The sequence below is a fragment of the Halioglobus sp. Uisw_031 genome, assembly GCF_047729875.1.
Taxonomy (GTDB): Bacteria; Pseudomonadota; Gammaproteobacteria; order Pseudomonadales; family Halieaceae; genus Marimicrobium.
In genome coordinates this window covers 2,754,435-2,774,149 of sequence record NZ_CP159826.1, presented here as the reverse complement: position 1 = coordinate 2,774,149, position 19,715 = coordinate 2,754,435, and the positions used below count along the sequence as shown (strand labels likewise).

Annotated in this window: 18 protein-coding genes; 12 read left to right on the top strand and 6 right to left on the bottom strand. The window is 52.5% G+C overall.

Annotated features, from left to right (window positions below; all coding sequences use genetic code 11):
• Positions 1–29: 29 nt before the first annotated feature.
• On the top strand, positions 30–449 hold the full coding sequence (fur, locus tag ABXT62_RS12575; RefSeq protein ID WP_415355626.1) for a ferric iron uptake transcriptional regulator: 420 nt from the start codon (positions 30–32) through the stop codon (positions 447–449).
• Here fur and recN read toward each other — a convergent pair.
• On the bottom strand, positions 446–2,095 hold the full coding sequence (recN, locus tag ABXT62_RS12570; protein ID WP_415355625.1) for a DNA repair protein RecN: 1,650 nt from the start codon (positions 2,093–2,095) through the stop codon (positions 446–448). The two genes, fur and recN, sit on opposite strands and share 4 nt — an antisense overlap.
• 259 nt (positions 2,096–2,354) lie before the next feature.
• Between recN and hrcA the strand changes: the two genes are divergently transcribed.
• The 10 genes from hrcA (at position 2,355) to ABXT62_RS12520 (ending at position 13,577) form a co-directional block, all read left to right on the top strand.
• Positions 2,355–3,377 (top strand): heat-inducible transcriptional repressor HrcA, encoded by a 1,023-nt coding sequence (hrcA, locus tag ABXT62_RS12565; protein WP_415355624.1) that lies wholly within the window; start codon positions 2,355–2,357, stop codon positions 3,375–3,377.
• A 167-nt stretch (positions 3,378–3,544) separates the two neighbouring features.
• Positions 3,545–4,141 carry a nucleotide exchange factor GrpE gene (grpE, locus tag ABXT62_RS12560; RefSeq protein ID WP_415355623.1) on the top strand — a complete coding sequence of 199 codons (597 nt, stop codon included), beginning with the start codon at positions 3,545–3,547 and terminating at the stop codon, positions 4,139–4,141.
• A gap of 155 nt (positions 4,142–4,296) precedes the next feature.
• Complete coding sequence (dnaK, locus tag ABXT62_RS12555) at positions 4,297–6,222, top strand: molecular chaperone DnaK (RefSeq protein WP_415355622.1); 1,926 nt, start codon at positions 4,297–4,299, stop codon at positions 6,220–6,222.
• Positions 6,223–6,346: 124 nt separating this feature from the next.
• Complete coding sequence (gene dnaJ, locus ABXT62_RS12550) at positions 6,347–7,477, top strand: molecular chaperone DnaJ (RefSeq protein WP_415355621.1); 1,131 nt, start codon at positions 6,347–6,349, stop codon at positions 7,475–7,477.
• Positions 7,474–8,277 carry a 4-hydroxy-tetrahydrodipicolinate reductase gene (dapB, locus tag ABXT62_RS12545; protein WP_415355620.1) on the top strand — a complete coding sequence of 268 codons (804 nt, stop codon included), beginning with the start codon at positions 7,474–7,476 and terminating at the stop codon, positions 8,275–8,277. The genes dnaJ and dapB overlap by 4 nt, the downstream gene beginning before the upstream one ends.
• 113 nt (positions 8,278–8,390) lie before the next feature.
• On the top strand, positions 8,391–9,245 hold the full coding sequence (trxA, locus tag ABXT62_RS12540) for a thioredoxin (protein ID WP_415355619.1): 855 nt from the start codon (positions 8,391–8,393) through the stop codon (positions 9,243–9,245).
• A 179-nt stretch (positions 9,246–9,424) separates the two neighbouring features.
• Entirely contained in the window at positions 9,425–10,465 is a 1,041-nt protein-coding gene (locus ABXT62_RS12535) for an LLM class F420-dependent oxidoreductase (RefSeq protein WP_415355618.1), read from the top strand.
• A 98-nt stretch (positions 10,466–10,563) separates the two neighbouring features.
• Entirely contained in the window at positions 10,564–12,303 is a 1,740-nt protein-coding gene (gene aceK / locus ABXT62_RS12530) for a bifunctional isocitrate dehydrogenase kinase/phosphatase (protein ID WP_415355617.1), read from the top strand.
• The gene (locus tag ABXT62_RS12525; RefSeq protein WP_415355616.1) at positions 12,303–13,010 is read left to right on the top strand and encodes a histidine phosphatase family protein; all 708 of its coding nucleotides are present in this window, start codon (positions 12,303–12,305) and stop codon (positions 13,008–13,010) included. Before aceK ends, ABXT62_RS12525 begins: the two co-directional genes overlap by 1 nt.
• 18 nt (positions 13,011–13,028) lie before the next feature.
• Positions 13,029–13,577 carry a histidine phosphatase family protein gene (locus ABXT62_RS12520; RefSeq protein WP_415355615.1) on the top strand — a complete coding sequence of 183 codons (549 nt, stop codon included), beginning with the start codon at positions 13,029–13,031 and terminating at the stop codon, positions 13,575–13,577.
• On the opposite strand, the gene ABXT62_RS12515 is transcribed toward ABXT62_RS12520, so the two are convergent.
• The 4 genes from ABXT62_RS12515 to ABXT62_RS12500 form a co-directional block, all read right to left on the bottom strand.
• On the bottom strand, positions 13,570–14,427 hold the full coding sequence (locus tag ABXT62_RS12515; protein ID WP_415355614.1) for an acyl-CoA thioesterase: 858 nt from the start codon (positions 14,425–14,427) through the stop codon (positions 13,570–13,572). The genes ABXT62_RS12520 and ABXT62_RS12515 overlap by 8 nt on opposite strands.
• 33 nt (positions 14,428–14,460) lie before the next feature.
• Positions 14,461–15,756: a TetR/AcrR family transcriptional regulator gene (locus ABXT62_RS12510; protein WP_415355613.1), complete on the bottom strand. Its 1,296-nt coding sequence runs from the start codon at positions 15,754–15,756 to the stop codon at positions 14,461–14,463.
• Positions 15,757–15,858: 102 nt separating this feature from the next.
• On the bottom strand, positions 15,859–17,214 hold the full coding sequence (locus tag ABXT62_RS12505) for an MATE family efflux transporter (protein ID WP_415355612.1): 1,356 nt from the start codon (positions 17,212–17,214) through the stop codon (positions 15,859–15,861).
• A 56-nt stretch (positions 17,215–17,270) separates the two neighbouring features.
• A complete protein-coding gene (locus ABXT62_RS12500; protein ID WP_415355611.1) occupies positions 17,271–17,858 on the bottom strand; it encodes a DNA-3-methyladenine glycosylase I in 588 nt (195 codons plus the stop codon).
• A gap of 111 nt (positions 17,859–17,969) precedes the next feature.
• Here ABXT62_RS12500 and ABXT62_RS12495 point away from each other — a divergent pair, with 111 nt between their 5' ends.
• Positions 17,970–18,728 (top strand): enoyl-CoA hydratase/isomerase family protein, encoded by a 759-nt coding sequence (locus tag ABXT62_RS12495; protein ID WP_415355610.1) that lies wholly within the window; start codon positions 17,970–17,972, stop codon positions 18,726–18,728.
• Here ABXT62_RS12495 and ABXT62_RS12490 read toward each other — a convergent pair.
• Positions 18,725–19,627: an FAD:protein FMN transferase gene (locus ABXT62_RS12490; RefSeq protein WP_415355609.1), complete on the bottom strand. Its 903-nt coding sequence runs from the start codon at positions 19,625–19,627 to the stop codon at positions 18,725–18,727. The two genes, ABXT62_RS12495 and ABXT62_RS12490, sit on opposite strands and share 4 nt — an antisense overlap.
• Between the last annotated feature and the right edge of the window lie 88 nt (positions 19,628–19,715).

Here is a 19,715-nt window from a genome sequence, read left to right as displayed (position 1 = left end):
ACTTGTCAACACAGAGAAGCCCTTAGGTTATGGTTGAGCAAAATCAGGAACTACGCGATGCGGGTTTAAAAATCACTCTGCCGCGTGTCAAGATTCTACAGCTATTGGAATCTTCAGAGCTCAATTCACAGCATTTGAGCGCGGAAGAGGTCTACCAGGCGTTGCGCGATGCCGGAGAGGATGTGGCTTTGGCAACGGTTTACAGGGTCCTCACGCAGTTCGAGGCCGCGGGTCTGGTTTCGCGTCACCACTTTGAGGCGGGTCATTCAGTATTTGAGCTGGCCAAAGGTGAACACCACGATCACATGGTCTGTGTCAGCAGCGGGGAGGTCGTAGAGTTTACCGATGCGGTGATTGAGCAACGCCAACATGAGATCGCCAAAGAACGTGGATACGAACTGATCGATCACTCCTTGGTGCTATACGTCCGCAAAATAGGCTCGACTTAGCTTTCCAGCATTTCCCGGGCATGCGCTAGCGTCTGCGGTGTAATTTTGACACCACCGAGCATACGGGCAATCTCTTGCACTTTGTCATCACTCCCCAGCTTTTTCAGACTCGTTTCGACAAAGGTGTCGCTACTGGTCTTGGACACCTGCAGGTGATGAGTGCCCTGGGACGCCACTTGGGCTAGGTGGGTAACGCATAACACTTGCGTGCGCTCCGACAGCGTGCGTAATAACTTACCCACGACTTCAGCAACCGCACCGCCAATGCCGACATCTACCTCGTCGAACACCATGCTTGCGACGGTAGCGGTGTTCGCCGTCACGACGCCGATGGCCAGACTGATACGTGAAAGCTCGCCACCCGATGCAATTTTGCCCAGAGCTCGGGCGGGCGCACCGGGGTTGGTGCTGATGAGAAATTCGATGTCCTCGTTGCCGTGCGGGTGAGGGTCTTCACTTTTCAGGGGTATGAGAGCAATCTCAAACTGACATCCGTCCATGGACAGTGACGCTAGGACCGAAGAGGCGTTCTTCACCAGTTTTTTCGCCGCGCTGCGCCGTTTTTTACTCAGGCGAATTGCACTATCCGTGTACTGTGCCGTCAGATCAACCATCTCCAGCTTCAGCTGTTCGATACGCTCGCCACCGCTGGCCAAGCCCTGCAACTCGCCTTGCAGCGAATGGTGCAGCTCAGCCAGCCGTTCAGGCATCACCTTATGCTTTCGGGCGATATCGTAAACACTCTCTAGACGCTTTTGCACTTCGCTCAGACGGTCTGGATTGACCTGAACGCTGTCGATATGACGCTGAATCTCACCGCAAGCTTCGCCCAACTGAATGGCGGTAGACTCCAGTAGATTTCTGGCATTGATCACAGCAGCCGTGGCATGAACATCTCCGCCGAGCAATTTCAGGGCCTGGCGTGCGCCCGTTTCTTGATCATCACAGAGTTCCAGCGCTTGATGAGCGCCCTCCAAAATCTCTTCGGCATTGGCGAGTCGGTTTTGCTCCTGTTCCAGCGCAGCCAGTTCGCCCGTCTGCAGGCTTAGGACATTGAGCTCTTCCACCTGGTAGGTCAGCAGCTGGATACGACTGGTGTGTTCATCGGTTGATCCCGTCAATAACGCCAGCTCGCGACGCTTGCGCAGCCAGTCGGAGGCACATTGCTCGACGTCTCGGGTGAGGGGCTTGTGCCCAGCATAGGCGTCCAGTAACGCTCGTTGTACCGGTTTTTGCAGTAGTGACTGATGGGCGTGCTGGCTGTGGATGTCGATCAGTAATGCGCCCAGCTCGGCGCAGTCCTGAAGGGTGGAGACGCTGCCATTGATATAGGCGCGACTGCGCCCATCGGCGGTGACAAGCCGGCGTAATAGACATTCGTTGCTGGTGTGCAAATCACGATCTTTTAGCCAGGCAATGGCCAGGGGGATAGCGGTGACATCAAAGTTAGCGACAATCTCTGCGCGGTCACAACCATGACGTACGGTCTTCGAATCAGCCCGGTCTCCGAGGCACAGGCCCAGTGCGTCCAGCATGATGGACTTGCCCGCGCCCGTCTCGCCGGTGATCACTGTCATTCCTGAGAAAAACTCCATATCCAAGGAAGAGACAATGGTGTAGTTGCTGATGCTGATTTGGGCGAGCATGAGAGACCGTCTTTGGACTTTTCGGCAATCTTAGCATGGAACATTAGCGGCCTAAAACCAATTTCCTAAAGCGTATAAGGCGGCTGCAGGAAAGCAGGATCAACGTCGTTACTGTCAATTCCGCCTGTATGCGGCACATCCGTAGCCACTTAAATAGCAATGGGACACGATATATGTTGCGTGTATGTCTTTGTAATTTCTGCCTCCTGTGATAAACATGTAGGTGTGTCATTTTGGGTTGTAACTTATGGCGGCAGGAGTGATTTCAGAACGCGCTAGCATTCTGTTAAAGACATTAGTTGAACATCATATTCAAGATGGTCAGCCGGTTGGATCCAGTACCTTGCTCAAAGTGGCCGGTCTGCCTGTCAGTGCGGCGACTATCCGCAATGTGATGTCTGATTTGGAGGAGCGGGGCTATTTGCACTCGCCCCATACCTCGGCGGGCCGGGTGCCGACGGCTTTAGGTTACCGCTTATTCGTGGATACCCTTTTACAGATTCAAGCTCCGGAAGACGATGCTGTGTCCGCGCTGCGCGCTGAACTCAATCCTGACAAGTCCGCCACAGAACTGGTGCAGGCTGCCTCCTCGCTGTTGTCCAACATTACCGCCCAAGCGGGTCTGGTCACCGTGCCTCGTCAGGAGGCGAATCAACTGCGCCAGGTGGAGTTTTTGCCCCTTTCTGGCAATCGGGTACTGGTGATTCTCGTCGTCAATGAGCGAGAGGTGCAAAACCGTATTATCCATACCCAGCGGCCCTTCACGGAGGCACAGCTGCGTGACGCGGCGGCCATGGTGAACCAGCGCTACGCCGGCCAGGCCCTGAATCAGGTGAAGGAGCGGATATTGCGTGAAATGCGCGAGGCCCGTAGTCAGATAGACAGTTACCTGGAAGATTCGCTCGATTTGGCCAGCAAAGCGCTGGATCAGGAGGGTGATGGCGAGGAGTGTATGATGGTCGGCGAATCTCGGCTTCTCGGCAGCGCCACCGCTGAGGAAATGCCTACGTTGCGTGATCTATTTGAGTCCTTTGAACAAAAAAAGGATTTGCTGCACCTGCTGGAGCGCAGCACTCGTGCCGAGGGTGTGCAGATCTTTATCGGTGAGGAGGCCGGATACGACGTATTTGGTAACTACAGTGTGGTCACTGCCCCCTATAATGATGGTTTCCGGACACTAGGCGTGCTGGGAGTTATCGGTCCCAAACGCATGGAGTATGCCCGCGTTATCCCTATTGTCGATGTCACTGCCCGGATGCTCAGTTCGGCGCTTTCAAGCTAGCGACATTCACCCCTCGGCTGGCAATTACGTGCCTATCAATTCTTACAAATTCCGCGCGGCAAACCTTGAAATGGCTGCGGCTGGCCCCATATCCCGTTAACGATTTCCGATTGTGCGGCTCCACAGAGTGGCGCATCAGTAGTCATCACTTTACAGGGAGTGCCAGCGTGGCGAAACAAGACCCAAATCAGCCAGGGAGCGATGAGCCGCTTGATGGCGTCGTAGATAGCGCAGCAGACAGCGCAGCAGCGCCTGAGACTGCAGACGATGGCCCAAGCGGGGAGATATTGTCTGCGGAAGAGCAGATAGAGAGGCTCGAAGAGGAGCTGGCTATTGCAAGGGATGCGGTTCTACGAGCTCAGGCAGACTCTCAGAATGTCACAAGAAGAGCGGAGCAGGACGTGGAAAAGGCGCGCAAGTTTGCGCTGGAGCGTTTTTGTGGCGAATTGTTGCCGGTTGTGGATAACCTCGAACGGGCTCTGGAAGCGGCCGTGGGCGACAATGACATCGTCAAGCCCATCGCTGAGGGGGTGGAGCTGACGCTCAAAAGCTTCCACGATGCGCTGAAAAAATTCCATATTGTGACGGTAGACCCCGCCGGAGAACCGTTTGACCCCCAGCTGCATCAGGCCATGAGCATGGTGGAGAACGGTGACGTAGAACCCAACACGGTGATCGCGGTGATGCAAAAGGGCTACACCCTTAACGGACGGCTTGTGCGCCCTGCGATGGTGATGGTCAGTAAAAGTCCAGCGGGAAACTAATTTGAGCGAATAGACAGCTTTTTGGACTCTTTTGGGGTCATTTTGGGGTGTGCAGTGGGTACCTAGCCCTTGAAATCAGTCAATCAGGGCCAATATATAACACAACGTAATTGATAGCAGCGGGTAAACCCGCGACAACAAACTGGAGACAGACAATGGGTAAGATAATTGGAATTGACCTCGGTACCACCAACTCCTGCGTGTCCGTTATGGAGGGTGGTAAACCTAAGGTTATCGAAAATGCTGAAGGTGATCGCACGACTCCCTCTGTGGTCGGTTATACAGATGAAGGTGAAATCCTGGTTGGCCAGAGTGCCAAACGTCAGGCTGTTACCAATCCGCAAAACACGCTGTTCGCGGTCAAGCGCTTGATCGGTCGTAAGTTCAAGGACGATGTGGTTCAGAAAGACATCTCCATGGTGCCGTACAAAATCATTGGGTCGGATAATGGCGATGCCTGGGTGCAGGTAAAAGACGATAAAATGGCACCGCCGCAGGTGGCTGCTGAAATTCTGCGCAAGATGAAAAAGACGGCTGAGGACTACCTTGGCGAGCCGGTCACTGAGGCAGTGATTACTGTACCTGCCTATTTTAATGATTCGCAGCGGCAGGCGACAAAGGACGCCGGAAAAATTGCCGGGCTAGATGTGAAGCGCATTATCAACGAACCGACGGCAGCAGCGTTGGCGTATGGTATGGATCAGGGCAAAGGCGATCACACTATCGCGGTTTACGACCTGGGTGGCGGTACTTTTGATATCTCCATTATCGAGATTGCCGAAGTCGATGGCGAGCACCAGTTCGAGGTGTTGTCCACCAACGGTGATACGTTCCTCGGCGGTGAAGACTTTGACATGCGGCTTATCGAATATCTCACTGCACAGTTCAAGAAAGAGAGTGGCATAGACTTGCATAGCGATCCGCTGGCTCTGCAGCGCCTTAAGGAAGCTGCTGAGAAGGCTAAGATAGAGCTATCCAGCGCCCAGCAAACAGAGGTCAATCTGCCCTATATCACCGCTGATGCATCTGGGCCTAAGCACATGGTGGTAAAATTGAGCCGCGCTAAACTGGAATCGCTGGTGGAAGACCTGGTGACGCGGTCTATGGAACCGGTAAAGCAGGCATTGAAAGACGCGGGCCTAAATCCCAGCGAAGTGAATGAAATTATCTTGGTCGGTGGGCAGACCCGTATGCCGATGGTGCAAAAAGTCGTGGCGGATTACTTTGGTAAGGAGCCGCGTAAGGATGTGAATCCGGACGAGGCCGTGGCCGTGGGTGCCTCAATTCAGGGTGCAGTATTGTCGGGTGACGTGAAAGACGTGTTACTGCTGGATGTCACACCGCTGACATTGGGTATTGAGACCATGGGCGGTGTGGCGACACCGTTGATTGAGAAGAACACCACAATTCCTACTAAGAAATCGCAAATCTTCTCTACTGCGGATGACAACCAGTCAGCGGTAACGATTCACGTCGTGCAGGGTGAGCGGAAGCAGGCTACGGGGAACAAATCACTGGGCCGCTTCGATCTGGCCGACATCCCCCCAGCACGGCGCGGCACGCCTCAGATCGAGGTGACTTTCGATCTGGATGCCAATGGTATTCTGCAGGTGTCGGCGAAAGACAAGGCCACGGGCAAAGAGCAGTCTATTCGAATCACAGCATCGGGCGGTTTGAGTGACGACGATATCGAAAATATGATAGCCGATGCCGAGGCCAACGCTGAGACCGATGCGCAGTTTGCTGAATTGGTGGATTCGCGCAATGCCTGCGACGGACTGGTGCATGCTGCACGAAAGACGGTCGAGGAAGCCGGTGAGCATGCCAATGATGAGGAGAAGGCTGCTATTGACGCTGCCATTGCTGAGGCAGAAGAAGCGCTAAAGGCGGATGACAAAGACGCTATCGATGCAGCGGCTGCCAAGCTCACTGAAGTGACCGGGTCGGTGGCGCAAAAGATGTACGCTGCGCAGTCTGAGGAGGCCGCCAGTGGCGGTGATCAGGCGGAATCTGCTGCAAGCGACGATGCCGTCGATGCAGTCGATGCAGAGTTCGAGGAAGTGAAGGACGACAAAAACTAAAAGCTGGTGTCCTTTGCCCGCGTGATGGACGATGAGTCCATTGCGTGACAACACTAAGACTACGCGGGACATCAGTGCCCGCGTAGTCATTTCAGGAAGAGCTGTAAAAGAGCCATAAGAGTTTATGTCAAAACGTGATTGCTATGAGGTGTTGGGCGTCAGCAAAAGTGCCGACGAAAAGGATATCAAGAAGGCTTATCGTCGAGAAGCGATGAAGCATCATCCAGACCGAAATCCTGACGACCCTGCCGCAGAGGAAAAATTCAAGGAAGCCAGCGAGGCCTATGAAATCCTTATGGACGCCCAGAAGCGGGCTGCGTACGACCAGTATGGCCATGCCGGCGTTGATTCGGGTGGCGGCGGTGGTGGCTTCGGCGGTGGTAATTTCAGCGACGTTTTTGGCGATGTGTTCGGTGATATTTTCGGTGGTGGCGGCGGAGGGCGTGGTCGAGGTGGTCCTCAGCGTGGGTCTGATTTACGTTACACTCTGGATATTTCTTTGGAGAATGCGGTCAATGGCACTACGGTTGAAATCCGCGTACCCAGTCTGAGTGCCTGTGATACCTGTGAAGGCTCTGGTGCGAAAAAAGGCAGTTCTCCTGCTAACTGTTCTACCTGCGGTGGCGTCGGTCAGGTGCGCATGCAGCAAGGTCCTTTTCAGGTGCAGCAGGCCTGCCCGAGTTGCCGAGGGCGCGGCAAAACTATTTCTGACCCTTGTGGTACTTGCCGTGGCCAGGGCAGGATGGAGAAAACCAAAACGCTGTCAGTCAAGGTGCCGCCGGGTGTCGATACCGGTGACCGCATTCGTTTGTCGGGTGAAGGAGAGGCAGGACCAGAAGGGGGGCCCTCAGGCGATCTGTTTGTTCAGATGTCAGTTAGGCAGCACCATATCTTTGAGCGCGATGGGAAAAATCTGTATTGTGAGGTACCCATTACCTTTGTGGAGGCCGCGCTGGGTGGCGATTTAGAGGTGCCCACACTTGAAGGTCGGGTTAAATTGAAGATACCGGCTGAGACGCAGACCGGTAAACTGTTTCGTCTGCGGGGCAAGGGCGTAAAACCCGTGCGGGGCGGCGGCGTGGGCGACCTACTATGCCGTGCGGTGATCGAGACACCGGTTAAACTCAATAAGGAGCAAAAAGCATTGCTGGAGCAACTACGCGGTAGCCTGGGAGAGGGTGGACAAAATCAATCTCCTCGACAGACGAGCTGGTTCGAAGGCGTGAAGAGCTTTTTTGATGATATGAAAACATGACAACACGGATTGGTATTACGGGCGCCGCAGGGCGCATGGGCCGGACCCTGATTGAAGCGATTGGGCAGGCTGATGGTATGGTATTGACTGCGGCCATCGAGCGTCCCGAAAATACGCTGGTTGGTGCGGATTCGGGTGAGTTGTCCGGGCAGGAAAAAAACGGCGTAGCCGTTGTCAGTTCACTGGCAGACGTGATCGGTGATATTGACGTGTTAATTGATTTTTCAGTGCCCGATGCAACGATGGTTAATCTCGCCCTGTGCAGTACCAGCGGCGTTGCCATGGTGATTGGCACCACCGGATTTACACCCGAGCAGCAGGGCGATATTGAGCAGGCCGCGAGCCTTGTGCCAATCTGTAAGGCGTCCAACTTTAGCACGGGCGTTAATGTGTGTTTCAAGCTACTGGATATGGCGGCCCGAGTGCTGGGCGACGACGTCGATATTGAAGTGTATGAGGCACATCATCGGCACAAAATCGATGCGCCTTCCGGCACTGCGCTCAGTATGGGCAAGGTGGTGGCCGATGCGCTGGGTCGTGATTTGGACACTGTTGCGGTGTACGGACGTGAAGGCCAGACCGGCGCGCGTGATCGCAATACCATTGGCTTTGCCACCGTGCGCGCTGGCGATATTGTGGGCGACCACACCGTCACCTTTGCGGCCGATGGCGAGCGTGTAGAAATTACCCATAAGGCTTCCAGTCGTATGTCCTTTGCTCGTGGAGCCGTGCGCGCTGCTGGCTGGTTGGTAGGGCAGAATTCAGGTTTTTACGATATGCAGGATGTACTGGGCCTCTAGCAGAGAGACACACCCGAGACGACCCGCACGACCCACACTTGGCTGCCAGTGCTTTTAAGCGCGTTAATTTAGCGAAGCCAAAAGGTATAATCGAACATTCACAAGGAGAGCAAGTGACCGATTACATAGTTAATATAGATGAAACCAACGCCTCTGCGCTCCTCATCGAAGAATCCCATAAACGCCCGGTAGTGGTAGATTTTTGGGCCGAGTGGTGCGAACCCTGTAAAGTGTTAATGCCCCTGCTGGAAAAAATCGCCACGGAATATCAAGGTGCTTTCTTGCTGGCTAAGGTGAATGCAGATGAGCAGCAGGATATCGCTCAGCAATTAGGTGTGCGCAACCTGCCCACGGTGATGGTGATACAGGGCGGTCAGCCCGTAGACGGTTTTTCCGGGGCTCAAACGGAATCGTTTATTAGAGAAATGTTGGCGAAGTATCTGCCCAAGCCTTGGGATGCACTGGTGCAAACTGGGTTGGAGGCGATGGAAAGAGGAGAGTTTAACGAGGCTCTTATGCCGCTGCGTCAGGCATGGACTGACTCTCAGCAGAGTCATGATATTACTATGACGTACGCCCATGCCTTGATCGAAAGCCTGCGATTGGATGAGGCAGAAGCATTATTAAAGGGTGTGCGTAAGGCAGATCAGGACGCGGCCTACGAGCAACTGCAAGCGCAGCTAGACATCAAGCGAGAGGCCGCAAAGTCGCCCGAGATTGAGGCGTTGGAGCAGCAGCTAGCCACTAACCCGGATGACCTTGATGTCTGCTACCAGTTAGGTGTGCAATACATAGACACTGGGCTGTTTCGTGATGGCATGGAACATTTTGTCAGCATACTGCGTAAAGACCTTAATCATGGCGACGGAGCAGCAAAACGCATGCTGTTGGAGTCGATTGCATCACTGGGCAAAGGTGACCCGTTGGCTGTAGAGTACCAGCGGAAGCTCTACAGTCTGTTGCATTAAGACTTTCATTGCGGATACAGTGTGCCGAGCCAAATGATTCACCGTGTTTTTGGTCGGCAGCGCGAAGCACGTTTTGGCAATGACGGCTGCTATGAGGCACAATTCGCTGTTGTTTTCGATGGTTAAATGACCACACTAATTTAAGGCTAGCCAAGCATGGCTATTATTGGAGATTATCTATGAAACTGGGCTTTCTGCTGGGCTATTCCGGCAAACAAATTCATATACCAATGGAACTGATACATCAGGCGGAATCGATGGGCTTTGATTCTGTGTGGACAGCGGAGGCTTACGGTAATGACGCTGTGTCCACTGCCACCTGGATATTAGCGCAGACCAAAAAAATCAGGGTGGGAACGGCAATTATGCAGATGCCCGCTCGATCTCCGGCGATGTGTGCGATGACATCAATGTCGCTGCACCAGCTGTCAGGCGGTCGGTTTATTTCAGGTCTGGGTGCCTCCGGGCCGCAGGTGGTTGAGGGCTGGCATGGTGTTCCCTATGGCAAGCCCGTCACCCGCACCCGTGAATATATTCAGATCATGCGTAAGATAATGGAGCGCGATGGCCCAGTGGAATTTGATGGCCAGGTTTACCAGCTTCCCAATAAGGGGCCTGGCACTACTGGACTCGGTAAATCCTTGAAGTCGATTTTGCAGAGCAGCCCTGAGATACCTATTTACACAGCATCTATTACGCCTGCAGGGCTCGCGTGCGCGGGTGAAGTTGCCGACGGCGTGTTCCCTGTTTGGATGGATCCTCAAAAATACGACATCATAGGCGAGCATTTGGACAAAGGGTTCGCCAAAGCGGGGAATGGCAAGAGTCTAAAAGATTTTGATGTCGCACCCTTTGTTATGGTTGCCGCAAACGACGATCTGAATGCGGCCTTTGATTCTCTGCGCCCGTGGCTAGCGCTGTATATTGGAGGCATGGGGGCTAAGAATAAGAATTTTTACCACGACTATGCCACGCGGCTTGGTTACGGTGATGTTGCCACACGGATACAAGATTTGTATCTGAGCGGTAAAAAGGACGAGGCTCAGGCTCTGGTGCCGAATGCGTTAATTGACGAAGTGTCGCTGGTAGGGTCACACGGAAGAATCATTGAGCGACTGGCGCCCTGGAAGGAAGCCGGTAAACGCGGTGAAGTGGGTTCAATGCTGTTGAGTGTCGCGAACCCGCAGATCCTAGAGCTATTCGCAAAGGAAATGCTGTGAGCCAGTTAGTCGCCTCATTAGTGGCTGCGTTCTATGCGCAGGTGTTTCTGCTATCTTGCAAGTTGGCTTGCGAGCAATAGAGGTTCTTATAACCCCACGTGGATACGGCAGAGCGCTTTGCGCGCACCATACTGAATGGATTCGAATCTTATTTCGCAGAGTTCCAAAATATAACACTGGCGACGCGAACTCGCTTTGAGAATGCCGACTGGTCTGGAATACAGCAATCATCAATCCAGCGCATCGATCTCTATAAAGCTAAAACCCGTCAAATATATCAGTGCGTGGAGCTGATCGCAGGGCAGGATCTTCGCGATTTTCAGTTCTGGCGGGAAGCGCGCGCGATATACGCGCAGTTGATTGTGGAGCACAATAACTTTGAAATAGCCGAAACATTTTTTAATTCAGTTTATTGTGCAGTATTGAAGCACCGAAAGATTCGTGACGAATATGCTTTTGTATTTTCGCCTAATGCCGATATGCCATCTGCGGATGTGGAAAAGGTTTACCGCACTTACACGTTGGAAGGGTCTCTCTCCGATGCTCTCCAAGCATTACTCAACGATTATGCTTTTGCGATCCCTTATGAAGATATGCAGCGGGACATTGAAAGTATTCAAGAGGCGATGCTTAATAGTGTGGAGCTAGGTTTCGATGCGACAGAAAACACCCAAATGCAGGTCCTTGAACATCACTTTTTTCGTAACAAGGGTGCCTACATAGTCGGGCGTATAGTGTCTGGTGATCGATCAACGCCTTTTGTTCTGCCCATTCTGCATAATCAGGGGGGTGCAGTTTTTGTCGACGCTATTCTATTTGGTTCTGATAAGGTCAGCGTGCTGTTTAGTTTTACTCGATCCTATTTCTTGGTAGATGCAAGCAGGCCCGCTCAGTATGTTTTATTCCTCCAGAAGCTTATGCCGGCAAAACCCATTTCCGAGATTTACAGTGCCATGGGGCACAATAAGCATGGAAAAACCTATTACCATCGCTGTGCTTTTAGGCATATGACGAATACCAACGACCAATTCAGTGTCGCCCCGGGGATTAAGGGCATGGTGATGAGTGTCTTTACCCTGCCATCCTACGACTTTGTCTTCAAAATCATTAAGGACAAGTTCACGCCTCCCAAGGACATGACCCGCGAACAAGTGAAGGCTAAATACGCGCTGGTGAAAAAATGGGATCGTGCTGGCCGGATGGCGGATACGCAGGAGTTCACTAATCTGGCATTTGCGCGCGAGCGTTTTTCGGATGAATTGATGCAGGAGTTGCGTGAAGTCGCGCCTTCTGTGATCGAAGAACACGGCAAAGCCCTAATCATTAAACATGTGTACGTAGAACGTCGCATGACGCCGCTCAACCTGTATCTTCGCACTGCCACCGACGAGCAGGTAGAGGAGGTGATGGATGAATACGGTAATGCCATCAAGCAGTTGGCCGCCGCCAATATTTTTCCCGGGGACATGCTCCTTAAAAATTTCGGCGTGACACGACACGGTCGAGTAGTCTTTTATGATTACGATGAAATTGTGCCGCTGACAGACTGCCACTTCCGTATCCTCCCCAAGCCTCGCACGGAAGAGGAAGAGATGGCCAGCACACCCTGGTATTCGGTAGGCCCCAACGATATTTTCCCAGAAGAATTTCCGCTGTTTTTCTCCGGAAATCAGCGCGCGCGCAGAGTGTTTGACACGCTTCACAGTGATATTTATGAGGCTTCATTCTGGACGGATTTACAGGACAAGATACACACGGGATACGTCGAAGACTTCTTTCCCTATCGACGAGAGTTTCGCTTTAATCGTCAACCCAACACTATTTCAGAGAGTGTCTGATGGCCACTATTTATCTCGTGCGTCATGGTCAGGCATCCTTCGGTGCTGAAAACTACGACAAACTGTCCGATTTAGGGTGTCGGCAGGCGGCGGTGGTAGGTGAGTATTTTAGTGATCAAGGTATACACTTCGATGCTGTTTACAGTGGCGACCTTTCGCGGCAGCGCAATACAGCGCGATTAGCCATTGCCAGCCAGCCCGCAGACGTCCCTCACCATATTGATGCTCGCTTCAATGAGATTCAAAATGACCAGCAGTTGAAATATCTCGTGCCTGAGGTGATAAAATTCGACTCGAAGATTGAGGCGATGGTGGATAAGGGTTTGAGCTCGAGCAAGGACTATCAGAAGGTGATTGAAGCCGTATTTAATTACTGGGTTTCTCCTGCCTGTGATGATGCGCGCCTCCAAAGTTGGGCAGATTTTTCCGGGGGTGCCCGTCAGGCCATGGCAGATGTGATGCAAGAGCAGGGGGCAGGTAAAACCATCGGTATTTTTACCTCTGGTGGTACGTTAGCCACTATTGTTGCCCAGATACTAGGTCTAGATGGCGAAAAAACCTATCAACTTTATGAGCCTATCTTTAACTGCTCAGTGACACAGCTGTTTTACAGCCGCTCAAAAATTTCACTGTCTTATTATAATGACAGCTCATTTCTGCAGGTGCTAGGTCAGCAACAGGGCGAAGCGCTAATTTCCTATCGCTAATTCATCGCTAGAGACGCTATGGAACTATTCCTGATAAGGCACGGGGAGGCGGCGGCAAGTTGGGGCGAGTCTCCTGACCCCGGCCTCAGTCATCTCGGTCAGCAGCAAGCTGAAGAGGCCGCTGTAGCCCTGCAACAGCATGTCGGCAGTGACACATTATTGTTGAGTAGCCCCTTGCAGCGTGCTCTTGAGACCTCTGTGCCTCTGGCCAAGTCGTTGCGGCGCGATGTGATTATTGAGGATGTGTTTCGAGAAATACCATCGCCTGTGCCGCTAGCTGAGCGCCAGGTCTGGCTGCGTCAATTTATGCAACAGCAGTGGGTGGAGCAGGGGGATGAACTGATTGCTTGGCGGGCCGCGGCGTTGCAGCGGCTTCTAGCGTTAACTCAGCCGGCAGTAATCTTCACCCATTTTTTGGTCATAAATGCCGTGGTCGGACAACTGCTTGATCGGCCTGAAACGCTTTGCGTCTGGCCAGCTAATGGCTCTATTACTCGACTGCGCCACAACGGTACGAGTTTAGAGCTGCTCGCTCTTGGAGATCAAATAGAGACGACTGTTAATTAGGTGTGCGTATACGCTGCAAGGACTCCTGAGCAGTAGAGGCCACTAGAGTCCCATCGCGCGTATAGAACGAACCCCGACTAAACCCCCGCGCCCCGGCCGCGATCGGGCTGTCCAGGCAGTACAGCAAGTAATCATCTGCTTTAAAAGGCTGATGAAACCACAGGGCGTGATCAAGACTCGCCGCTTGCATGTCCGTGTTCATTCCGGTGTAGGGATGCGGTAGTAGCGCCGAACCAAGCAAGCCAAAGTCGGAGATAAAAGCCAGTAAGGTTTGATGTCTGGTCAAGTCGTCTCCGAGATCTCCTAGCGCGCGAAACCAGATCTGCTGCTGTGGTTCCTGCGGTTGGGGGTTGAGGTAGTCTCGCGGCCGCACATGTTTGCGCTCGATGGGGTGCACTAAGGGCGGCTCTATGACGCCGGGGTTTTCTTTTGCTAACCGAGACCAGCGATCAAAGTCAGATTCAAGTTCCTCCGGCGGTGGCACTTGCAATGCCTCGACCTGGTGCGATAGGCCGGGTTCTTCAATGTGAAACGAAATAGACGTACTGAAGATGGCAATGCCGCCCTGTCTGGCGATGACATTCCTAGTGGTGAAGCTTTTGCCGTCGCGAATTGGATCCACTTCGTAAATTATCTTCCTTTTGGGATCGCCTGGGCGCAGAAAATAGGCGTGCATCGAGTGGGCAAAAAAGCGTTTCTCTACGGTCCTTATCGCTGCATTCAGTGCCTGTGCCAGCACCTGTCCTCCGAACACGCGCGATGGACGTTTAGGACTGTTCCCTCTAAACAGATACTTATCCATCTGCTCAACCTCAAGAAACTTGAGCAGTTTATCTAGATCACTTGCCACAAATATACTCCATAATGTTAGCCGGTTAGCCGGTTAGCTGTTTTTGCGCGGTCGCAGGCCGTTAAAAAAGACATCAAAATAGTCAATCGCGGCGTCGTCAATGCTGTCAACGCTGCGCCATCGCTTGATGTCCATGGCAGCGTTTCGTGCGCCTGTAATAAGATGTTGCGCTACTAAAGTATTGATCGGGCGCACACTGCCGTCTTCTATTCCGTCGTTTAAAAATGCTCCGAAATTTTCATTGTTCTTATCGGTACGCTTGAGTATCTGGCGTCTGCGCTCCATCGGCAACGCAGTAATCGTGTTGTAGCGTATCAGAGGTCCCTCTTCAGAATTTTGGACATAAAAAACACGGCGGCATGTCATCTCTGCTTTTTCCAAGCCCGTGCCTGCAAATTGCGGGGACTGCGCATGAATTCCCTCAATAATATCCAGAGAGAGGTTATAACAGTGGAACAGCAGATCTTCCTTGTTTTTGATGTGGTGGTAGAACGCACCTTTGGACACATTTAGGTGCTCTGCAATCTCATCCAAGGAGGTGCCGGTAAAGCCCTGCGTGTTGAAGAATCGGGTGCCTGTTTTAAAGAATGCCTCCTGCTTCAGGCGATTTTTCTCCACACGGTTGAAGTCCTCTGGATACACTGATTCTTTGCTTTCGTGAAAAAGTTTGGCAGGAGAGTGGGGCGCCTCACCGGCACATATGCCGTTGGTAATAATGTCCAGTGCCTCGTTGGCGGTGGTCCTCACCTTTTCTCTAGGAATACTGTGTAGCCAGGAAAACGTCCAATCTACGGAGCCCACTATGGCGCGCGTGGTGGATGTGGGTTCACAGGCCCCGATGGAACCCTCGGCGACACCTTGGCGGATATACTCTCGTAGGCGTTTGAACAGACCAATGTAGCTGGCCTCGACGTGTTTGCGCTGGGTCCCCTTCAGAGCGGCAATTTCTAGTAGGGCGGCGATATGAGGTGCTCTACCTTCTTGAGCTGCAAGCCAGTTTTCGAAATGTTGAAGGAAATAGCCCGATATGCGCTCCATTGCCCCCGCGTGGCGTTTCTCGATCTCATCCAAGTCTCTGTGATGAAGTTCGAGAGCTCCCATGTAGCATTGGTAAATAAGGTCTTCCTTGTTTTTTACATAGTAGTACAGGCTTGTTTTGGTTAAACCTAGGCTGTCTGCAATATCATGTAACGTGGTGGCACGCGAGCCTTTGTAATTGAATAGCCTCGCCGCTTGCGACAGAATCGCGATGCGCTTCGCATCGTGCTGGACACTGCGATTAAACGGTGAAGCGCTGCCGCTGTTAGCGGCAAGTATGTCTGCTTTCATTCGAGTGTTCCGGCAAGGTGGGGCGATAGACCTACTGCTAATTCTATAATTCCAACTCTAAGTATTATTTTGGGCTCTGTCTACACCAGTGTGGGAAGTTTGCTAGGCTGCCAAGTCCATTTTTATATCAAGCCACTTGCGAGAGCGATAACGATAAGACAGTAAACTAGCCTTGATGGCGTAGTCTAGAACCATTACTGAGAATATCCAGTAAACAGAAAACTCGAGCCACATGAAGGTCAGCGCCGGAATTAGGCGTCCAAAGATAATACCGCAAAAGGTCGCAATCAGTGGAAATCTGGTATCGCCTGCCCCCCGTAAGGCTCCCCCTAGAGTGAACTCACAAGCCATCAGCGGTTGGGCCAGAGCGATGAGGTACATAAATACTACCGTCAGCTCAATAACCTCAGGGTCATCGATCATGAAGCTTGCCAGTTCTTCTGCGAACGTCGCTAGCAAAATGGATAATAGAATCATTGATGCCAGTGCCATGCGCAGCGAACGAGCGACAGCCAGTACGGCCAGGTCTGGTTCCCCCGCGCCCATTTGCTGACCCACAAGAGTGGCAGTGGCAATGCCGAAGCCGAACCCTATGACAATCGGGAATGCCACAAGGGTAATACCAATACCGTAAGAGGCGTAAGCCGCGGTTCCGTAATGTGCGACGATGGCAAAGAAAGCGAGAAATGCCAATTGCACTATGCCTTGTTCCGCAACCGGGGGTAAGCCGATCTTAATCATCTGTTTTGACGTTGCCCAATCGATACTTTTTCGTTTTGTCGGCTTTAGATTAAAATGACCGCGCCACCAAGCAAAAAAGAAGATCATGGTAATGATTGAGGCGCCAAAACTCCCGCCGAGGGAGACGCCAGTCACTCCGAGTTTGGGCAGAGGGCCGATGCCAAATGCCAACAGGTAAGCAAAGGTTACATTGAAGATAGAACTGAACAGTAGAAACCACAGGGGCGTGATGACGTTGCCCGTCGCCCGAAGCGCGGTGCTGAGCATCATGCTGATGGCAGAAAAAACGTTGAATAAGCCCAGCCAGAAGATGAAGCTGGCCGCAAGAGCAGTCGTCTCCTCGTCCAGACCGAAGATTCCTGCGATAGCCTCTGGCGCCAGAAGTATCGGTATACTCAGCACAGCCGCCAGTGCCACAGATATCACAATGGATGTCCACGTGACAATCTCGGCCTGCTTGGCCTGCTGTGCCCCCCAGCTACGCGCAACCATGGCGGTGCTGGCCACCGATACACCCATTAAAATCGCCTGGATCAGAAAGAATACGCGGTGACCGGTCGTTACGGCTGCGACGGAGGTCGTACCCAACTGGGCCACTATTTTAATGTGCAGTAAACCCACCGTAGTGAACAGTAAGTTAGAGAGAATATTGGGCCATGCCAGACGCCAGACGGACCGGTTTGTCGAGGTTGGCTTATTGGGTGGGGAAGCGGACACGTGATGCACTCGTCAACTGAGGCTATATTCTACCATCTCAAGGCTGAGTTAAGCAGCTATGTCATGCCCAGACACTCAGTGTGACGAAAACAGTCTTGTGTATGATCATTTACCATACCAGTGGCTTGCATATACGCATACATGATGATCGGTCCGACGAAAGTGAAACCCCGTTTTTTCATGTCTTTGCTCAGCTGGTTAGAAATGTCGCTGGTCGGAGGAACATCGCGCATAGAGCTCCAATTGTTCTGTATGGCTTGGCCGTCGACGAAGTCCCATATATAGTCAGAAAAACTCCCCCATTCCTGCTGCACGTCTAAAAAGGCTCGCGCGTTCTTTCGCGCGCCGTACACCTTGAGCCGGTTGCGGACTATTTTCGGATTTTGTAACCGTTCATCCAGCTCTGCATCACTGTAATGGGCGACTCTGTCGGCATCGAAGTGGTCGAACAGTTCACGGTAGCCATTCCGCTTGCGTAGTATGGTAATCCAAGAGAGACCGGCCTGGGCCCCTTCTAGAACCAGAAATTCGAACAGAGTGGGATCATCGTGCTTTGGAACCCCCCACTCTGTATCGTGATAGGCAACATAGAGTGGGTCATCGCCGCACCATGCACAGCGTTTTTTCATCGCGTCGATTGCCATATTATACTCTCTATTATCGCTCCTGAAGCCCGTGCTCCAGTCTCAGAGTGATGGTGGCGGGCATTGTAAAGCTGTGCCAGACTATCGCCTTTAATCAGCGGTGACAATCCAATGACAGATACAATTTTGTACAGTCGTACTGGCCATATAGGCCGCTTGGTACTCAATAACCCACAACGACATAATTCGCTGGGTCGTGAGCAGTTGAACGGTATCCAGGACCGCTTGACTGAGGTGGCCGCTGACAAGGTAGTGCGGGTATTAATGGTATCCGGCGCGGGGACAAAAACATTTTGCGCCGGTGCGTCTTTGCAGGAATTAAGTGGCGGCCAGATCAGTGATGACGCTTTTCAAAAGATGACGTGCCAACTGGCCGACTTGTCAATTCCTACCGTCTGCGCGATGAATGGTGATGTCTTCGGGGGCGGGGCAGAGCTAGCTATGAGCTGTGATTTCCGTATTGGGGTAGAGGGGAGTCGGATGAGAGTACCTGCTGCCGCGATTGGTCTTTGCTATCCATTGGCCGGTATACATCATTTTATTCGCTGTCTCGGCGTGAGGTTAACGAAGCGGATATTGGTTGCTTCTGAAGAGTTCGATGCCAACGCCCTATTAGAGATTGGTTTTTTGGACCATCTGGTGCCGCCACGTAATCTCGATGAGTTTGCGAATGACTTTGCTGGGCATCTCGCCGGCCTCGCACCTTTGGCTGTGCAGTCAATGAAGCACATTATCGGGCTGGCTGCTGACGGTGCCGTTGACCCTGAAGTCGCACTGGAGCTGTCGAGGATGTGCTTGGAATCACAAGATCTCCAGGAGGGTTTTACGGCCAAACGTGAAAAGCGCAGCCCCCTATTTACTGGCCATTAGGCCTTTCGAGCCAAAGGTCCGTGGCACTTCAGTTGTCGATCTACTGCCATCCAGGGTAATCCCAATGCTTCCAGCCATTTTAGGCCGGTAGCTTCGGTTTTTAGGCGCGCTATACTGGCGGCACTGCAGGCGGTCAGACAGTTCTCGGCGATGACAATAACACTGAGCAGGCCTGGTATCGCTTGCCCATCCACGGGGCTCAGGGCGCGCCCGAAGCGTTCTCCGTTGTGCAGTGTTATTTGTTCAAAATCACCACGCAAGGCGAAGCCCTTATGGTTTAGCTTGAGTCGTACTATTGCTGCGCTAGAGCCCTGTGGGACGCGGACCCCGACCAGCCAATTAGCGCCATCGGGTTGCTTGCCAATGGTCACGACGTCTTGGTCCATTTCGATTAGCGCATTCTCGACACCGTACTTGAGCAGAATTTTTCGCAGCGAATCGAGAGCATACGGCTGAACACAGCTGTTTAAATCAATCAGCATACCGGCGTTGGCTAAATGCGCGCCTTTGGACGTGATTTCGAGATCACGCCAGCCAACCAGCTTAAGTATCTTCCCAAGCTGATCCTGAGAAGCAAGCAGTTTGCCACTACTGTCATAGCAATCGCTGATGATTCGTGTGGTGGGATCAAAGATATGCTTACTCTCGTCCCAGAGTGCATCCACATAATGAAATAGGCTGAGAGCCTCGGCATCCAGTGGGATGTAGGCCCCCGTGCCGCTACTTTGATTGATCTGACTGGGAATACTGCTTGGCAGGTGCGTGCTGAACTTTTCTTCGAGCCTGGCCAGCTCCTCCTGACAGAGAGCCAGCAGATCATAGTCTCCGTCATGGCTACCCCCTATAGCGATACGGCACGCTTTTCCGAAGGATCGGAACCGAATTTCGTTTTTCTGCACTATTTTCTGCCCAATTTTAATCTCAAGAAAACTCCTACAACCGGCACGTAATGGCAATAGGATAGATAACTTTTCAAGCTTGGACAAT

Excerpts from the sequence above, each read along its gene's own strand:
- fur (WP_415355626.1), top strand. The coding sequence starts at position 30 with ATGGTTGAGCAAAATCAGGAACTACGCGATGCGGGTTTAAAAATCACT.
- recN (WP_415355625.1), bottom strand. The coding sequence starts at position 2,095 with ATGCTCGCCCAAATCAGCATCAGCAACTACACCATTGTCTCTTCCTTG.
- dnaK (WP_415355622.1), top strand. The coding sequence starts at position 4,297 with ATGGGTAAGATAATTGGAATTGACCTCGGTACCACCAACTCCTGCGTG.
- dnaJ (WP_415355621.1), top strand. The coding sequence starts at position 6,347 with ATGTCAAAACGTGATTGCTATGAGGTGTTGGGCGTCAGCAAAAGTGCC.
- dapB (WP_415355620.1), top strand. The coding sequence starts at position 7,474 with ATGACAACACGGATTGGTATTACGGGCGCCGCAGGGCGCATGGGCCGG.
- ABXT62_RS12535 (WP_415355618.1), top strand. The coding sequence starts at position 9,425 with ATGAAACTGGGCTTTCTGCTGGGCTATTCCGGCAAACAAATTCATATA.
- ABXT62_RS12525 (WP_415355616.1), top strand. The coding sequence starts at position 12,303 with ATGGCCACTATTTATCTCGTGCGTCATGGTCAGGCATCCTTCGGTGCT.
- ABXT62_RS12520 (WP_415355615.1), top strand. The coding sequence starts at position 13,029 with ATGGAACTATTCCTGATAAGGCACGGGGAGGCGGCGGCAAGTTGGGGC.
- ABXT62_RS12510 (WP_415355613.1), bottom strand. The coding sequence starts at position 15,756 with ATGAAAGCAGACATACTTGCCGCTAACAGCGGCAGCGCTTCACCGTTT.
- ABXT62_RS12500 (WP_415355611.1), bottom strand. The coding sequence starts at position 17,858 with ATGGCAATCGACGCGATGAAAAAACGCTGTGCATGGTGCGGCGATGAC.
- ABXT62_RS12495 (WP_415355610.1), top strand. The coding sequence starts at position 17,970 with ATGACAGATACAATTTTGTACAGTCGTACTGGCCATATAGGCCGCTTG.